The organism is Pseudorhodoferax aquiterrae (genome assembly GCF_014652235.1).
GTDB lineage: Bacteria > Pseudomonadota > Gammaproteobacteria > Burkholderiales > Burkholderiaceae_C > Pseudorhodoferax > Pseudorhodoferax aquiterrae.
This window is the reverse complement of sequence record NZ_BMYK01000006.1, coordinates 1-14,844: the sequence shown is the minus strand read 5'-3', so window position 1 is coordinate 14,844 and position 14,844 is coordinate 1. Positions and strand designations below refer to the sequence as shown.

The following is a 14,844-nucleotide window of genomic DNA, read 5'->3' as shown; positions in this document are numbered from 1 at the left end:
GCGGGCTCTGGCTCAGGCGGTCCACAGGCGCTCGTAGCCCTGCTGCGCGAAGCGGTCGATCATGGCCTGCATGAACAGCCGCACCTTGGCCGGCAGGTGGCGCCGGCTCTGGAACGCGAAGTTGATCGTCAGGCGCGGCAGGTCCCAGTCGTCCAGCACCGGCACCAGCCGGCCCGCGGCCAGGTGCTCCTGCACGATGTACTTGGGCTGCACCAGGATGCCCATGCCCGCGAGCGCGGCCTGCACCACGATCTGCCCGTCGTTGGCTTCCAGCAGCGGCTTGACCAGCACCTCCTCGCGCGCATCGCCGCGGCGCAGGTCCAGGCGGTGCGGGTCGATGGCATGGCTGTAGATCAGCATGCGGTGCGCGGCCAGCTCGCCGGGCATGCGCGGCATGCCGTGCTCTGCCAGGTAGGCGGGCGCCGCGGCGAGGATGCGCCGCGTGGCGGCCAGGCGGCGGATCGTGATGTTGGAATCCGCCTCGAACTGGCGCGTGCGGATGGCCAGGTCGATGTTGTTGTCGATGATGTCGTAGTAGCGGTTCGCGGCCACCACCTCCACAGAGATCGCCGGGTAGCTGCGCGTGAAGTCGGGCAGCAGCGGCGCGATGTGCAGCAGGCAGAACGACAGGGAGGCCGTCACGCGCAGCACGCCCGTGGGATTGGCGGTGGATTCGGTGACGGCCTCCTCGGCTTCGCGCAGTTCGGTGACGAGCGAGCGCGTGCGCCGGTAGAACTCCGTGCCCGCGTCCGTGAGCTGGAGCCGGCGGGTGGTGCGCTGCACCAGCCGCACGCCCAGGTGCTCCTCCAGCGCGAACAGGTGGCGGCTGGCCGCCGAGGTCGACATGCCCAGCGCTTCGGCCGCACGGGTCAGGCTGCCGGTTTCGGCGACCTGCACGAACAGGCCCACCGAAGCAAAACGGTCCATGGATGACTTTCCCGGTCTGCGGGAAAGAATTTCCCGAAGTTGCTATTTTTTGCCGCCGTGCGCGAATCTACCATCCGCCCATGATCAAGCACATCGTCATGTGGAAAATGCGCGGCGACACCCCGGCCGATCGGCAGCAGGCCGCGCTGTTCCTCAAAAGCCGCTTCGAAAGCCTGGTCGGTGCCATCCCCGGCATGGCGCGCCTGGAGATCGGGCTGGACAGCAGCGGCGTGGACTACGCCTGCGACGTGGTGCTGTATTCCGAGTTCGAGTCGCAGCAGGCGCTGGACGCCTATGCCTCCCATCCCGCGCACCTGCGCGTGCGCCAGGAACTGGAAGGCCTGCGCATCGCGCGCCACCAGGTCGACTACGCCATCGGCGCGGCCGGTTGACCCGGCACGCCATCGCTCCGCCGCACGGTCGTCAGCCCCTTCACACCACACGAGAGACAAGCATGACCCATCCCACCCTTCGCGCCATCCAGTGCCCCCTCGTGGCGCTGGCCCTGCTCGCCACCGGCAGCGCCGCGCTCGCGCAGGAGCGCTACCCGAGCAAGCCGATCCGCGTCATCGTGCCGTTCCCGGCTGGCACGGCGCCCGACGTGATGGCGCGCTACTGGGGCGACCGCGTGTCGCGGCAGCTGCAGCAGCCCGTGCTGGTGGAGAACAAGGCGGGGGCATCGACCATCGTCGGTACGCAGGCCGTGGCCGCGGCGCCGGCCGATGGCTACACGCTGCTCTACACGGCGAGCGGCACGGTCACGATCAACCCCTTCGTCTACAAGAAGCTGCCCTACCAGGCCCAGGACCTCGTGCCCGTCACGCGCATGCTGTCGATCCCGTTGGTGATCTCCGTGTCGAGCCAGTCGCCCTACAAGACCGTGGCCGACCTGATCAAGGACGCCAAGGCCCGCCCCGGCAGCGTGAGCTATGCCTCCTACGGCGTGGGCACGGTGCCGCACATGTCCATGGCCTACTTCGCCAACAGCGCGGGCCTGAAGCTCAACCACGTGCCCTACCGCGACGGCGGCGTGACCGATCTCATCGCCGGGCGGGTGGACGTGGCCTTCTCGCCCATCGCCGACGTGCTGCAGCACATCCGTTCGGGCAAGATCCGGCCGCTCGCCGTCTCCAGCGCGCACCGGCTCGAATCACTGCCGCAGGTGCCCACGGTGGCCGAGGCCTTCCCCGGTTTCGAAGGCGACTCCTGGCACGGCCTGTTCGCGCTCAAGGGCACGCCGCAGTCGGTGATCGAGGTGCTGGGCAACGTGTCGCGGCAGATCGCCGCGTCCGACGACTACCGCCGCTTCCTGGCCGAGCAGGGCCTGGTGCCCGTGGGCGGCTCGTCGGCCGATTTCGTGCAGACCATCGGCGCAGAATCCGTGCGCTGGGCCAAGGTCGTGAAGGACAACGACATCACGCTCGAATGAACATCTCTTCCCATCCATCCGCTCCAAGATCCATGAAGAAACTCGACGTCGTCGCGCTCTGCGGCAGCCTGCGCCGTGCCTCCCTCAACCGCCAAGCGATCCGGCTCGCGCAAGAGGTCGCGCCGGCCCACATGGCCATCGAGGAACTCGATTGGCGCGCGGTCCCCGTCCTCGATGCCGACGAACTGGCGCACGGATTTCCGGCGCCGGTGGCGGCGCTGCGCACGCGCGTCCGCGCGGCCGACGCCGTGCTGATCGCCACGCCGGAGTACAACTTCAGCATCCCCGGTGGCCTCAAGAATGTGATCGACTGGCTCAGCCGCGGGGAGGACCAGCCCCTGGACGGCAAGCCCGTCGCCATCGTGAGCGCCTCGCCGGGGCCGCTCGGCGGCGCGCGCGTGCAGTACGACCTGCGCAAGGTGCTGCTGTTCGTCAACGCCATGCCGCTGGTCAAGCCCGAGGTGTTCATCGGCGGCGCGGCCGGGAAGTTCGACGCCCCGACCGGCGCCTGCACCGATGCCACCACGCGCGACTTCGTCACCAGGCAGATGGCCGCCTTCGCGGACTGGATCGCGGGCGTGCAGAGAATGCGGGGCAGCGCGGCCGCGCAGTCCTGTCCATCCCAGCAGGCAAGCGCGGCGCGGGCGACGAACGAACAGGAGACTCCATGGCACAGCCCCCATCCGACCGTGGCCCCGCGGGCCTCGCGTACTTCGACGAAGACCGCTCGGCCGAGGTCGTCAACGCCCGCATGGGCCAGGACGTCTCGCCGCGCCTGAAGCAGGTCATGGCCGCGCTGGTGCGGCACCTGCATGCGGCGGTCAAGGAGATCGAGCCCACGCACGAGGAATGGCTGGCCGCGATCCGCTTCCTGACCGAGACCGGCCAGATGTGCAACGCCTGGCGCCAGGAATACATCCTGCTGTCGGACGTGCTGGGCGTCTCCATGCTGGTGGATTCCATCAACAACCGCCGCCCCAGCGGCGCCACGCCCAACACCATCCTCGGACCCTTCTTCGTGGATGGCGCGCCGCGCTACCCGCTGGGCGCCGACATCTGCCGCGACGGCAAGGGCGAGCCCATGGTCGTGCGCGGCCGGGTGGTGGACACCCAGGGCCAGCCGGTGGCGGGCGCGATGCTGGACGTGTGGCAGACCAACGACGACGGCTTCTACGACGTGCAGCAGCAGGGCGTCCAGCCCGAGGGCAACCTGCGCGGCGTGTTCGAGGCCGATGCTGACGGCCGCTACTGGTTCAAGTCCGTCAAGCCGCGCCACTACCCCATCCCGTCGGACGGTCCGGTGGGCCAGCTGCTGGGCCGGCTGGGGCGGCACCCGAACCGTGCGGCGCACCTGCACGTCATCGTGACGGCGCCCGGTCACGCGCCCGTCATCACGCACATCTTCACGCCCGACTGTCCCTACCTGGGCGAGGACGCGGTGTTCGGCGTCAAGCAGGCGCTCGTTGCCGACTTCCAGAAGGTGGACGATCCCGAAGAGGCGCGCCGCCATGGCCTGCAGGCGCCGTTCTGGCGCGTGGACTGGGACTTCGTGCTGGCGCCCGCCGCCGGCGCGGCTTCGCGCGAGGAACTGCTCGGGCGCATCACGGCGGGCTGAGACCGTCCACGGCGCTCAGCCCCCGCTTTACTCCGCCGTGATGTTCGCCGCCTGGATGATCTGCGCCCACTTCTGCGTTTCCGCGGCGATGAAGGCGCTGAACGCCGCAGCCGTGCCGCCGCGCAGCTGCAGGCCCGAGGCTTCTGCCTTGCGGCGCACCTCGGGGTCGGCGATGGCGGCGTTGATGGCGCCGTTCAGCCGCTCGACGACATCGGCCGGCGTGCCGGCCGGCGCCATCATCCCGTACCAGCCGTAGCCGACGACCGAAGCCAGGCCCTGCTCGCGCAGCGTGGGTGCGTCCAGGTAGAGCGGCGAGCGCTCCTCGTTGGCCACGCCCAGCACGCGCAGCTTGCCGGCCTGCACGTGCGGGATGGCGGTGGAGATGGCCGTGAGCGTGGCGTCGATGCGCCCGGCCAGCAGTTCGGTGTAGGCCGGCGCGTCGCCGCGGTACTGCACGACGATGCCCTTGGCGCCCGCGGCGCGCAGCAGTAGTTCGGCCGTGAGGTGCGGTGCGGAGCCCGCGCCCGGCGAGCCGAAGGTCGCGCCCTTGGGGTTGGCCTTGATGTGGGCGACGAACTCCTGCACGGTCTTGTAGGGCGCCGCGGCGTTGACGACCAGGAACAGCGGTGCGATGGCCGTGCTGGCGATCGGCGCGAAGCTCTTGTGCACGTTGTAGGGCAGGTCCTTGTAGAGCGCCTCGCCGATGGCGATGGGCGCGGCCGCGTGCAGCAGCGTGTAGCCGTCGGGGGCGGCCTTGGCCACGAAGTCGTTGGCGATGCGTGTGCCGGCACCGGCCTTGTTCTCCACCACGATGGCCTGGCCCAGCCGGCGCGAGAGGTCGTCGCCGAGCACGCGCGTGAGGATGTCGTTGGAGCCGCCGGCGCCGTACGGCGCGATCAGCCGGATCGGCCGGGCGGGCCACGCCTGCGCGCGTGCGGCAAGTGTCCAGGGCAGGGCCAGGGCGGCGGTGCCCGCCAGGAAGTGACGTCGGTTCGAGCGCATCGTTGTCTCCAATCTGCTTTGTGCGGCCTCAGACGGGCCGGATGGGGGGATAGGTGAAGCGCTGCTCCAGGTGCTCGGCATGGGGCTGGTACAGCCGCAGCACGACGTAGAAGGGTTCGTCGCGTGGCGCGGGCAGCCAGTTGGCATCCGGACCCGGGTCGTCGGCCTGCAGCCGGACCGTAAGGCTGCCGTCGGGCGCATGGCGCAGGGCGGGCGTGCGGTCGCCGATGGAGTAGCGCGCGATCGGGTTGGCCACGAACAGGCAGTCGCTGCGGCGGTACATGGTCAGCGACCAGAAAGCGCCCACGCGCGGGCCCGCGCCGGGCGCGAAGGTCAGTGCGTAGCGGCGTGCGCCGTGCAGTGGCGCGCCGTCCACATCGACCTCGGCCGTGGGGTACATCGCCTCGTCCATGCCCAGCGCGCCGATGAAGTTGCGGGCGGTGCGGGCGCGGCTGCGCAGGTCGTCGCCCCAGTGCGTGCGCACCAGCACCGGGATCGCCCAGCCGGCGCCCAGCGCATGCGGCTGCTGGTCGGCGCGCAGCCGCGCATAGACGGCGGGCAAAGCACCGGCCAGCGCCTCGGCGGTGGCGGGCGGCCACATCAGCCGCTCGCCGGGCGGTGGCGGGTTCCGCTGCAGTGCCGCGTCGACGAGCGACCGGTACAGTTGCGGGTCGGGCGCGCCGCCGTCGCCCATACTGGCCGTATCGAACACCGTGTCCACGCGCACCGCGGCATCGTTACCGTCCAGTCGTTCCATGCGCAGCCGGGCCTGCAGGCCGCGCACCTGCGCGGCGTCGGGGCCGTCGTCGTCGATCAGGATGCGGCCGATCAGCCAGACGTCTTCGCCCGGCGCGGCGATCACCTGCGTGATGCCGGCCGGGACCGTGCCGCGCCACGACCGGCCGTGCACCAGCGTGCGCTGCGGGCGGTTGCCCGTGGTGCGGCGGCCCACGTAGGCGAAGGGGTTGGTCCAGGCGTCGAGCAGTCCCAGCGTCCAGTAGCGCTCGCCCATGTCGGGCGAATCGATCACTACCGGGCCGGCGGACAGGTCCAGCCAGCTGTTGCTGTAGACGGTGTCGTTGTTGGGGCTGACGACCTCGCGGTCGTCCGGTCCCAGCCGGCGGTGGGTGTGGGTGAACTGGTTGACCCAGCGCATGGCCGAGTCGCGGCCTTCGCCGGCGAAGCCGTGCACGGGGTGGCGCCGTGCGGTGGTGGCGGCACGCATGCGCATCATCTCGAACAGCGGCAAGGTCTGGACAACGGCGGCGGCGGCGCCATCGCTGGCGTAGGGCAGTGAGGTGGTCATGGTGGGCGTTCGGGTGGGATTCAGCCGACGGCGCCGGCGCGCCGCAGTGCGGCGATGTCGTCGGCGCCGTAGCCGCAGGCGGCCAGCACGCCGTCGGTGTCGGCGCCGCAGGCCGGTGCAGCCGGCGGCGCGGCGCGCGGTGCATCGCCCAGGCGGTAGGGCAGGGCCAGCGCGCGGTAGTGGCTGCCGTCGGCGGCCACGGCGTCCACCAGCATGCCGCTGGCGTGCAGGTCGGCGCTGTCCAGCACCTGGCGGTAGCTGCGCACTGCGCCGGCCACGATCTGGTGGCGGCCCAGCAGTGCCACGCACTCCTCGCTGCTGAGGTCCGACAGGCTTTCGCGCAGCACGTCGCGCAGTGCCTCGCGGTGCAGAACGCGCTGCGCGTTGCTGCAAAAGCGCGCGTCGGTGGCCAGCGCCGGCCGCTGGACGGCGTGGCAGAAGCGGACCCAGTGTGCATCGGCGTATGCCGACAGCACGATGTGGCCGTCGCGCGTGGGCACCACCTCGGCGGCCGGTGCGTTGTTCGGCTGGCCGGCGCCGATGCGCGTGGGCTCCGGCGCGCCGCCCAGGTAGTCGCACCAAGTGGTGGCCTGCAGGTGCAGCGCGACCTCCAGCAGCGAGGTGTGCAGCGTCTCGCCGACGCCGGTCTTCTCGCGGCCGTACAGCGCCGCCAGAACGGCCTGGGCGCCCAGGTGCGCTGCCGCGGCGTCGATGATGGGCACACCCACCTTCTGCGGCAGGCCGTCGGGCTCGCCCGTCACCGACATCAGCCCGCTCTCGGCCTGGGCGGCCACGTCGTAGCCGGGCCGTTCGCGCGAAGGCCCGTGCTCGCCGAAGCCGGTGATCGACAGGTAGACCACCCGCGGGTGGCGGCTGCGCACCGCCTGTGCGCCCAGGCCCAGCGCCTCGGCAGCACCCGGGCGCAGGTTCTGGATGACGACGTCGCTGCCGGCGATCAGCCGCCATGCCACTTCGCGGCCGGCTTCGCTCTTGAGGTCCAGCGCGATCGACTGCTTGCCGCGGCTGTAGCTGCGCAGCATGGACTGGCCGTAGCGGCCGATGTGGCGGGCCTGGTCGCCGCCCAGCGGCTCGATCTTGACCACGCTGGCGCCGAGTTCGCCCAGCACCATGGCGGCGCCGGGGCCCGCGATGTACTGGCCCATGTCCAGCACGCGCACGCCGGCGAGCGGGGTGGCGGGGCGGGCTGTCTCCGGTGGCTTGTCGTTCTGCTTCATCGCCAGCGACGTTATCCTTGCTGGCGATTCTTGAAAATTCGCAATTCGTGAGGCTTCGATCACGGATCATGATCACATGGACGCCAAGACCGACCACCTCGTGCGCAAGCTGCGGTTGCGCCACCTCGAACTGCTGGTGGCGCTGGCCGATGTGTCCACCATGCGCGGCGCGGCGGCTCGGCTGCACTTGAGCCAGCCGGCCATCAGCAAGATGCTGGGCGAGGTCGAGGAGTGCTTCGGTGCGCGGCTGTTCGAGCGCGGCCACCAGGGCATCCATGCCAACGCGTTGGGGCACGGGGCCATCTACCGCGCGCGCGCAGTGCTGCACGAACTGGCCCGGGCCACGGAGGACGTGGACGCCATGCGCGGCGGCGCCACGGCCGTGCTGCGCGTGGGCGCGCCCTCGGTCACGGCCACGGTGCCGGCCGCCATCGCCCGGCTGCGCGAGCGCCTGCCGGGCACCGCGGTGCACGTGCGCGAGGGCCGCGTGCAGGAGCTGTTCCAGCGACTGTTGGACGGCGAGCTCGACTGCGTGTTCGGCGCGATCACGCCGCAGCTGCAGTCCGGCGACCTGCTGCCGCGTGTGCGGCCCGAGGTGGTGCTGGACGATGCGCTGTGCGTGCTGGTGGCGCAGGCCAACAGCCTGGGCGCGCGGCGCCGCCTGCGCTGGGCCGAGCTGCGCGGTGCGGCCTGGGTGGTACCGCCGCGCGAGACCCTGGTGCGCCAGGCCTTCATGACGGCCTTCCTCAACGACGGCGTGACGCCGCCCGAGCCGGTGGTCGAGGCGATGTCCTCGGTCACGGTGGGCGCCGTGCTGCGGCTGGACGCCAGCTTGCTGTGCGCCGTGCGGCGCGAGCAGGCCGTCGACGAGATCGCACGCGGCGGTGTGCGGCAGCTGGCGGTGGAGCCGGTCATCGCGCTACCGTCGTTCGGCCTGTTCACGCGCAGCGAGCGGGTGGAGCAGCCGGCCGTGCTGCAGGCCTTCGTGCAGGCCGTGCGCGAGGTCGGCGGGCGCGCGGCGCGTGGCACGCAGATGGCGCCGCGGCGTGCGCGCGTCAGTCCAGCAGCTTGAGCCGCTGCACCTTGCCCGAAGGCCCGCGGGGCAGCCCGGCCACGAAGCGGAACTGCGCCGGTGTCTTGTAGCGGCCCAGCTTGTCCAGGCAGAACGCGCGCAGCGTTGTCTCGTCGCAGGTCATGCCCTCGCGCAGCACCACGCAGGCCAGGATCTCCTGGCCGTAGTGTTTGTCGGGCACGCCCACGGCCGCGGCCTCGAGCACGGCCGGGTGCTGCAGCAGGGCCTCGTCGATCTCGCGCGGCGCGATGTTCTCGCCGCCCTTGATGATCAGCTCCTTGATGCGGCCGGTGACGAAGAAGAAGCCGTCGGCGTCGCGGTGGCCCAGGTCGCCCGTGCGCAGCCAGCCGTCCGGCGTGAAGGCCGCGGCCGTGGCCTCGGGGTTCTTGTAGTAGCCCCGCATCACGTTGGGCCCGCGGATCGCGATTTCGCCGCTGCTGCCATCGGCCACCGGCTGCAGATCCGCGTCGATCACACGCGCCTCGCAGCCCGAGGCACGGCCGACCGCGCCCGGCTTGCGCTTCGCCGGCTCCAGCGGATTGGAGAAGGCCGGCGCGACGGTCTCGGTCAGCCCCATGGTTTCGATGATGCCGATGCCGAACTTGTGCTCGAAAGCGCGCAGGTGCTCCGGTGGCAGCGCCGCCGAGGCCGAGCGGCAGAAGCGGATGGCGCTCGTGGCCGCGCGCGGCGGCGCCTCGCCCTCCAGCAGGAACGAGATGATGGTGGGCACCACGTTGATCCAGGTGCAGGCATGCGCCAATGCCAGCGGCCAGAAGGTGCTGGCGGAGAACCTGGGGCAGATGACCACGCTGCCGCCGTGCGCCAGCGGGGCCAGCATGGTGACCGCGAAGGCATTGATGTGGTAGAGCGGCAGCACGCCCAGCACCCGGTCCAGCGTGCCCAGCGCGTGCTCGGTGCCGATGGCCTGGGCGTTCGCGGCCAGGTTGGCCTGGGTCAGCACCACGCCCTTGGGCCGGCCCGTGGTACCCGATGTGTACATCAGCAGAGCCATGGCGTCGGTGGCCGGCGGGGAGACCTCGGCCCCGGCCGGTGCGTCCGCGATGCGGTCCGACACCGGATCGACCACGCGCAACATGATCGGTCGCGCGATGCCGGCGAGCAGTGCGCGCACGCGGTCCTCCCAATCGGGCGAGACGAACACCAGCCGGCAGTCGGAGTGCTTCAGCACGTACTGCATCTGGTCGGGCTGCGAGAGCAGGTTGACCGGGTTGACGCAGCGTCCACCGTACATCGTGCCGAGCAGCAGCAGCAGCGTCTGCAAGCCGTTCGGCATCACGAACGACACCGTTTCGCCCGGCGCCACGCCGGCCTGCTCCAGCAGCGCCGCGACTTCCCGGCAGCGCGCGCGCAGCGTGGCGAAGCCGACCTGCCGGCCGTCCTCGCTGCCCAGCGCGTAGACGGCCGCCGGACAGGCCGCCGCCTGTACCTCGACCAGCGCATGGACCGTGCCTGGCGCGGCCATCATGCGGTCCCGTACTTGTCGAAGAAGGAGCCGAAGATCTCGCGCTCGCTTGGCACTTGCTCGGGGATGGGCTGCGACACGCGCGTGACGTTCAGGTAGTGGCGGTAGTTCAGGTTGTCCGAGAAGTTGTTGCCGCCCCAGGTGCCGCAACCCATGGACAGCGAGAACGGCAGGCCGTTGTCGAAGCTGCCGCCCGTGGCGATGCAGTGGGGCTGGTTCAGGATCACGCGCGAGACCGGCAACCGCAGGCCCAGCGCCAGCGCGCGCTCGGGCCGCGCGCTGTGCAGGCCCACCGAATGGCCCGCACCCTGGTAGGCGTAGAGCTGGCGCACGGTGTCGGCCGCCTGCGCGAAGTCGGCCACGCGGTACAGCGCGATCACCGGGCTGAGCTTCTCGCCCGAGTAGGGGTGGTCCTCGCCGAAGTCGTCCTCCTCGACGATCAGCATGCTCGGCCGCGCCGTGGCGATGGCCTGCCACTCTGGGCGGCCGGCGCCCTCGCGCGCAGCCATCTTCTCGGCGATGCGTGTGGCCGACTGGCCGATGACGGCCGGCGACAGCCGCCCCTCTGGCCACATGAGCTGCGCCAGCTCGGCCTTGCGGGCCGCGCCGAGCAGCCAGGCGCCGCGTGCGCACAGCGCGGCCAGCAAGGGCTCGGCCGCGCTGGCTACCGCCACCAGGCTGTTCTCGGACGAGCAGCTGGTGGCGTTGTCGAAGGTCTTGGACAGCACGATGCGCTCGGCCGCCAGCTCCGCGTCGGCGGTCTCGTCGACGATGCTGGCCACGTTGCCCGCGCCCACGCCGAAGGCCGGCGTGCCGCAGGTGTAGGCGGCGCGCACATTGGCCTGCGAGCCCGTGGCCACGACCAGGTCGCACTGGCGCATGAGCTCGTGGGTGGAGGCCTTGTCCACCGGCGCCGGCAGGCACTGCACGAGGTCGCGCGGCGCGCCGATGCGGTCGAACTGGGCGTGGATGTGCGCGATCAGCTGCGCGCAGGTGCTCCAGCCCTTGGGCGAGGGCGCCACGATGACGGCATTGCTGCCCTTGAGCGCGTTGATGATCTTGTTGGCCGGCGTGGCCGCGGGGTTGGTCGAGGGCGTGACGGCGCAGACCACGCCCACGGGCCGCGCGATCTCGGTGATGCCCTTGTCGGCATCCTCATGGATCACGCCCACCGAGCGCGCGCCCTGCAGGTCGCGCAGCAGGCCCAGCGTCTTGCGGTGGTTCTTGCGGACCTTGTCGTCCACGTTGCCGATGCCGGTATCGGCCACCGCCAGCTCGGCCAGCGCGCGGTTGCGCGCCGGCTCCATGATGGCCCAGCCGGCCGCGGCGACGAGCTCGTCCACGCGCTGCTGGTCGTAGCCCTCTGCCACCTGCTGTGCCGCGCGTGCGCGGGCCACGAGCGCGGCCACCGTGCGGGCTGCGGGGGAATCCTTCTCTTCGTTCATCTGCATGTCACTCCACCTTGATGCTGGCGTCGCGGGCGAGGCGGGCCCATTTGCCGAGTTCGCTGTCCACCGTCTGCGCCAGCGCGGCCGGCGTGCCGCCCACGCCCTCGCTGCCTTGTTCCAGCAGCTTGGCCTTGATCTCCGGCTCCTGCACGATGTCGTTCAGCAGCCGGTTGAGCTTCTCCGTCACGGCCTTGGGCGTCTTGCTCGGCACGAACATGGCGTACCAGGAGTCGACCTCGAAGTCCGCCACGCCGGCCTCCTGCATGGTCGGCACGTCGGGGAAAGCAGCGCTGCGTTTGAGCGTGGACACGGCAAGAGCCTTGAGCTTGCCGGCCTTCACGTGTGCGGCCGCGGCCGGGATCGAGACCCACAGCAACGGCACCTGCCCACCCAGCACGTCGGTCACGGCCGGGCCGCCGCCACGGTACGGGATGTGCGTCATCTGGATGCCGGTGCGCAGCTTCATGAGCTCGCCCGCCAGATGGCCCGGCGAGCCGTTGCCCACGGTGGCGTACGACAGGGTGCCGGGCTTGGTCTTGGCCAGCGCGACGAGTTCGGCCACCGTGGCGGCGCCGAACTGCGGGTGGGCCACGAGGATCTGCGGCAGCGAGGCCACGGTGCCGACAGGATCGAAGTCACGCGCGGTGTCGAACGGGATCTGCTGTAGATGGAAGGGTTGATGGTGTGCGAGGACAGCGTGAACAGCACCGTGTAGCCGTCGGCCGGCGCCTTCGCCACGATCTCGGTGCCAACCAGGCCGGCTGCTCCGCCGCGGTTGTCGATCACCACGGGCTGGCCCAGCAGGGCCTGGAAGCGCGGCTGCACGATGCGCGCGATCACATCGGTGCCGCCGCCGGGCGGGTAGGGGACGAGGAACCTGACGGGCTTGTCGGGGTAGGCGTTCGGTCCCTGGGCGCGCGCGGCCCGGAACAGCAGCGCCATTGCGGCGCTCCCTGCGAGGCTCAGGCAGCAGGCGCGTCGGCCGCGTTGGATGGTTTCCATGCTGTTTGTCTCCGATGTGTCTCTGACGGACGTTGGAATGGCGGCGTACCTGCCGCCTGCGGGTAGCCCAGCATGTGGCTCGCTTCGCGGGCACACGCCAGAAGCATCTCGGACAAGGCACGCGATTGCGCGCGCGCAAAACGGATCGAAGGCACGCTCATGCCCACCGCCACCACGGCCTGGCCGCGCGCATCGAACACCGGCGCGCCCAGTCCGCACACGCCGGTGCGCCATTCCTCGCGGTTCTCGGCAACGCCGCGTGCACGCACGCGGGCCAGCTCGGCCAGCAGCGCCTCATGCGCGGTGATGGACCTGGGTGTGTGCGCCACGAGCGGCCCCAGCAGCGCGCGCAGGCCTTCGCCATCGATCTGGCGCGCGGCCAGCAAGGCCTTGCCCGAAGCCACGCAATAGGCCGGCGCGCGGCCGCCGATGCGCGAGTAGGCGGCCACGGGCAGCGGGCTGTCGAACTTGTCCAGATACAGGATCTCGGCGCCGTCCAGCGCTGCCAGGTGGATGGTCTCGCCGCTGGCCTGGGCCAGCCGCGCCAGCAGCGGGCGCAGCAGGCCCGGGATGTCGGCTGCCGCGCCGGCCTGGGCGCCGAGCTCGAACAGCTTCATGCTGGCGCGGTAGCAGCTCGTGGCGGCGTCCTGCGTGGCCCAGCCGCATTCGACCAGCGTCTGCAGCGTGCGGTGTGCATTGCTGCGCGGCACGCCGAAGGCCTGGGCCACCTCGGTCACGCGGCATGCGCGCCTGGCGCGTGCGAGCCATTCGAGCACGGCCAGACCCTTCGCAAGTGTGGAATCCATGCGTTCTAATATGTGGAACATCGTTTGAAAAGATGGAACAATGTAGGCCTGTGCACCGGCCCCGTCAAGCCGCGGCGGGTGTGGGCCGCTGGCTATAGTCGCCAGATGGCCAAAGAGAAGTCGATCTACGTCTGCAGCGAATGCGGTGGCACCAGCCCCAAGTGGCTGGGCAAGTGCCCGCACTGCGAAGCCTGGAACACGCTGGTGGAATCCGTGGCGCAACCGGCCGGCGCGAGCCGCAACCGTTTCGCCGCGCTGGCGCCCGCGGCCGAACTGCAGGTGCTGGCCGACATCGAGGCCAGCGAGGTCGCGCGCACGCCCACCGGCCAGGAGGAGCTGGACCGCGTGCTGGGCGGCGGCATCGTCGACGGCGGCGTGGTGCTGATCGGCGGCGACCCCGGCATCGGCAAGTCCACGCTGCTGCTGCAGGCGCTGGATGCGCTGCAGCGCGCCGGCATGCCCACGCTGTACGTGACGGGCGAGGAGAGCGGCGCCCAGGTCGCGCTGCGTTCGCGCCGGCTCGGGCTGGACCACAGCCAGGTGCCGGTGCTGGCCGAGACCCAGCTCGAGAAGATCCTCGCCACGCTGGAGGCGCGCAAGCCCGGCGTGGCCGTGATCGACTCCATCCAGACCGTCTACAGTGAGCAGCTGACCTCGGCACCGGGGTCGGTGGCCCAGGTGCGCGAGTGCGCGGCGCACCTCACGCGCGCGGCCAAGGCTGGCGGCAGCGCCATCATCCTCGTGGGCCACGTGACCAAGGAGGGCGCCCTGGCCGGGCCGCGCGTGCTCGAGCACATGGTCGACACGGTGCTGTACTTCGAGGGCGACACGCACAGCAGCTTCCGCCTCGTGCGCGCGATCAAGAACCGCTTCGGCGCGGTCAACGAGATCGGCGTGTTCGCGATGACCGAGAAGGGGCTCAAGGGCGTCAGCAACCCGAGCGCGATCTTCCTGTCGCAGCACAGCGAGCCGGTGCCTGGCAGCTGCGTGCTGGTCACGCTGGAGGGCACGCGGCCCATGCTGGTGGAGATCCAGGCCCTGGTGGACGACGGCGGCCCCAGCCCGCGCCGGCTCTCGGTCGGCCTGGACCGGGATCGCCTGGCCATGCTGCTGGCCGTGCTGCACCGCCATGCCGGCGTGGCCTGCCTGGACCAGGACGTGTTCGTCAACGCGGTCGGCGGCGTGCGCATCGGCGAGCCCGCGGCCGACCTCGCGGTGCTGCTGGCCATCACGAGCAGCCTGCGCGGCAAGCCGCTGCCCAAGGGCTTCGTGGCCTTCGGCGAGGTCGGCCTGGCCGGCGAGGTGCGGCCCGCGCCGCGCGGCCAGGAGCGGCTGCGCGAGGCGGCCAAGCTGGGCTTCTCCGTGGCCGTGGTGCCCAAAGCCAACGCGCCCAAGAAGCCCATCGAGGGGCTGACCATCCATGCCGTGGACCGGGTGGACGAGGCGGTGGCGGTGTTGCGCTCGGCCTAGCCCGGATCTTTCGTGAAGGCAGCGCCGAGGCGGCCACGTGGCTGCGGGG

At 71.2% G+C, this 14,844-nt stretch carries 13 protein-coding genes and 1 pseudogene; 6 read left to right on the top strand and 8 right to left on the bottom strand.

All coding sequences use genetic code 11. The annotated features are described in order from the left end of the window. Positions 1-12: 12 nt before the first annotated feature. Positions 13-927 carry a LysR family transcriptional regulator gene (locus tag IE209_RS11915; RefSeq protein ID WP_189687175.1) on the bottom strand — a complete coding sequence of 305 codons (915 nt, stop codon included), beginning with the start codon at positions 925-927 and terminating at the stop codon, positions 13-15. 80 nt (positions 928-1,007) lie between these two features. Between IE209_RS11915 and IE209_RS11910 the strand changes: the two genes are divergently transcribed. The 4 genes from IE209_RS11910 (at position 1,008) to IE209_RS11895 (ending at position 3,971) form a co-directional block, all read left to right on the top strand. Continuing rightward, complete coding sequence (locus IE209_RS11910) at positions 1,008-1,319, top strand: Dabb family protein (protein ID WP_189687174.1); 312 nt, start codon at positions 1,008-1,010, stop codon at positions 1,317-1,319. 62 nt (positions 1,320-1,381) lie between these two features. Beyond that, complete coding sequence (locus IE209_RS11905; RefSeq protein WP_189687173.1) at positions 1,382-2,356, top strand: Bug family tripartite tricarboxylate transporter substrate binding protein; 975 nt, start codon at positions 1,382-1,384, stop codon at positions 2,354-2,356. 32 nt (positions 2,357-2,388) lie between these two features. Next, positions 2,389-3,135: an NADPH-dependent FMN reductase gene (locus tag IE209_RS11900; RefSeq protein ID WP_189687172.1), complete on the top strand. Its 747-nt coding sequence runs from the start codon at positions 2,389-2,391 to the stop codon at positions 3,133-3,135. Then, positions 3,024-3,971: an intradiol ring-cleavage dioxygenase gene (locus IE209_RS11895; RefSeq protein ID WP_189687171.1), complete on the top strand. Its 948-nt coding sequence runs from the start codon at positions 3,024-3,026 to the stop codon at positions 3,969-3,971. Before IE209_RS11900 ends, IE209_RS11895 begins: the two co-directional genes overlap by 112 nt. Positions 3,972-3,998: 27 nt before the next feature. Here IE209_RS11895 and IE209_RS11890 read toward each other — a convergent pair whose 3' ends face one another. Genes IE209_RS11890 through IE209_RS11880 form a run of 3 tightly spaced genes read right to left on the bottom strand, consistent with a single transcriptional unit; the run spans position 3,999 to position 7,514 of the window. After that, positions 3,999-4,973 (bottom strand): Bug family tripartite tricarboxylate transporter substrate binding protein, encoded by a 975-nt coding sequence (locus IE209_RS11890; RefSeq protein ID WP_189687170.1) that lies wholly within the window; start codon positions 4,971-4,973, stop codon positions 3,999-4,001. A 28-nt stretch (positions 4,974-5,001) separates the two neighbouring features. Beyond that, complete coding sequence (locus IE209_RS11885) at positions 5,002-6,279, bottom strand: DUF1254 domain-containing protein (RefSeq protein ID WP_189687169.1); 1,278 nt, start codon at positions 6,277-6,279, stop codon at positions 5,002-5,004. A 20-nt stretch (positions 6,280-6,299) separates the two neighbouring features. Then, a complete protein-coding gene (locus tag IE209_RS11880; RefSeq protein WP_189687168.1) occupies positions 6,300-7,514 on the bottom strand; it encodes a CaiB/BaiF CoA transferase family protein in 1,215 nt (404 codons plus the stop codon). Between the two features lie 76 nt (positions 7,515-7,590). On the opposite strand from IE209_RS11880, the gene IE209_RS11875 reads away from it, so the two are divergent. Further along, a complete protein-coding gene (locus tag IE209_RS11875; protein ID WP_189687167.1) occupies positions 7,591-8,586 on the top strand; it encodes a LysR substrate-binding domain-containing protein in 996 nt (331 codons plus the stop codon). On the opposite strand, the gene IE209_RS11870 is transcribed toward IE209_RS11875, so the two are convergent. The 4 genes and pseudogenes from IE209_RS11870 to IE209_RS11855 form a co-directional block, all read right to left on the bottom strand. Next, positions 8,570-10,072 carry an AMP-binding protein gene (locus tag IE209_RS11870; RefSeq protein WP_189687166.1) on the bottom strand — a complete coding sequence of 501 codons (1,503 nt, stop codon included), beginning with the start codon at positions 10,070-10,072 and terminating at the stop codon, positions 8,570-8,572. The genes IE209_RS11875 and IE209_RS11870 overlap by 17 nt on opposite strands. Continuing rightward, entirely contained in the window at positions 10,069-11,514 is a 1,446-nt protein-coding gene (gene sauS, locus IE209_RS11865) for an acylating sulfoacetaldehyde dehydrogenase (protein WP_189687453.1), read from the bottom strand. Before sauS ends, IE209_RS11870 begins: the two co-directional genes overlap by 4 nt. Before the next feature lie 7 nt (positions 11,515-11,521). Beyond that, positions 11,522-12,459, bottom strand: a pseudogene (locus tag IE209_RS11860) (tripartite tricarboxylate transporter substrate binding protein). 20 nt (positions 12,460-12,479) lie between these two features. Next, complete coding sequence (locus tag IE209_RS11855; RefSeq protein WP_189687165.1) at positions 12,480-13,325, bottom strand: IclR family transcriptional regulator; 846 nt, start codon at positions 13,323-13,325, stop codon at positions 12,480-12,482. Between the two features lie 105 nt (positions 13,326-13,430). Between IE209_RS11855 and radA the strand changes: the two genes are divergently transcribed. Beyond that, positions 13,431-14,795 carry a DNA repair protein RadA gene (radA, locus tag IE209_RS11850; RefSeq protein WP_189687164.1) on the top strand — a complete coding sequence of 455 codons (1,365 nt, stop codon included), beginning with the start codon at positions 13,431-13,433 and terminating at the stop codon, positions 14,793-14,795. Positions 14,796-14,844 lie beyond the last annotated feature (49 nt).

What these genes read in the sequence shown, in the direction of transcription:
- IE209_RS11915 (WP_189687175.1), bottom strand. Translation starts at nt 927, where the DNA reads ATGGACCGTTTTGCTTCGGTGGGCCTGTTCGTGCAGGTCGCCGAAACC.
- radA (WP_189687164.1), top strand. Translation starts at nt 13,431, where the DNA reads ATGGCCAAAGAGAAGTCGATCTACGTCTGCAGCGAATGCGGTGGCACC.
- IE209_RS11875 (WP_189687167.1), top strand. Translation starts at nt 7,591, where the DNA reads ATGGACGCCAAGACCGACCACCTCGTGCGCAAGCTGCGGTTGCGCCAC.
- IE209_RS11885 (WP_189687169.1), bottom strand. Translation starts at nt 6,279, where the DNA reads ATGACCACCTCACTGCCCTACGCCAGCGATGGCGCCGCCGCCGCCGTT.
- IE209_RS11855 (WP_189687165.1), bottom strand. Translation starts at nt 13,325, where the DNA reads ATGGATTCCACACTTGCGAAGGGTCTGGCCGTGCTCGAATGGCTCGCA.
- IE209_RS11910 (WP_189687174.1), top strand. Translation starts at nt 1,008, where the DNA reads ATGATCAAGCACATCGTCATGTGGAAAATGCGCGGCGACACCCCGGCC.
- IE209_RS11895 (WP_189687171.1), top strand. Translation starts at nt 3,024, where the DNA reads ATGGCACAGCCCCCATCCGACCGTGGCCCCGCGGGCCTCGCGTACTTC.
- IE209_RS11890 (WP_189687170.1), bottom strand. Translation starts at nt 4,973, where the DNA reads ATGCGCTCGAACCGACGTCACTTCCTGGCGGGCACCGCCGCCCTGGCC.
- IE209_RS11905 (WP_189687173.1), top strand. Translation starts at nt 1,382, where the DNA reads ATGACCCATCCCACCCTTCGCGCCATCCAGTGCCCCCTCGTGGCGCTG.
- IE209_RS11900 (WP_189687172.1), top strand. Translation starts at nt 2,389, where the DNA reads ATGAAGAAACTCGACGTCGTCGCGCTCTGCGGCAGCCTGCGCCGTGCC.
- sauS (WP_189687453.1), bottom strand. Translation starts at nt 11,514, where the DNA reads ATGAACGAAGAGAAGGATTCCCCCGCAGCCCGCACGGTGGCCGCGCTC.
- IE209_RS11880 (WP_189687168.1), bottom strand. Translation starts at nt 7,514, where the DNA reads ATGAAGCAGAACGACAAGCCACCGGAGACAGCCCGCCCCGCCACCCCG.
- IE209_RS11870 (WP_189687166.1), bottom strand. Translation starts at nt 10,072, where the DNA reads ATGATGGCCGCGCCAGGCACGGTCCATGCGCTGGTCGAGGTACAGGCG.